Annotated in this window: 1 protein-coding gene; it reads left to right on the top strand. The window is 36.7% G+C overall.

The window, feature by feature from the left end; genetic code table 11:
- Window positions 1-87: 87 nt before the first annotated feature.
- Window positions 88-398, top strand: a 311-nt coding sequence (locus tag B3V51_RS00055) for a hypothetical protein (protein WP_286707737.1), incomplete at its 3' end; no start/stop codon positions are given.

Genomic DNA, 398 nt, shown 5'->3' with positions numbered 1-398 from the left:
TTGTGTCATTTTTAAATTGACTTGACTATACAACGCATTCAAATATCTCATTACTATTATTCAAACGCATATTTTAAGGATAACATTATGAATACAGCTAATTTAAAGTTATTGACCATCGCTGGCATTACGGCAAGCTCATTGATTTGCCTGCCTGCTATGGCAAAAGACAATCATGGTAATGGGCACGGTCATGGAAATGGCAAGGGTAACTCTGCTCACATTAGTAAAGATTACAACCATAACAATTATCAAAATAATGGCAATGCCCACCCTAATATTAATGCGTATCGCAATGCTAGCCCTAACGCGTCATTCAAGCGTGACCTTGATAAATACGGTTATAGAGTAGTCGGCAAGATTGATAGAAGGGATTATGATCGTTCTGTTATTTTAGA

The sequence above is a fragment of the Psychrobacter sp. UBA2514 genome (assembly GCF_002341255.1).
Classification (GTDB): domain Bacteria; phylum Pseudomonadota; class Gammaproteobacteria; order Pseudomonadales; family Moraxellaceae; genus Psychrobacter; species Psychrobacter pacificensis.
This window is presented reverse-complemented; position numbering and strand designations above follow the sequence as displayed.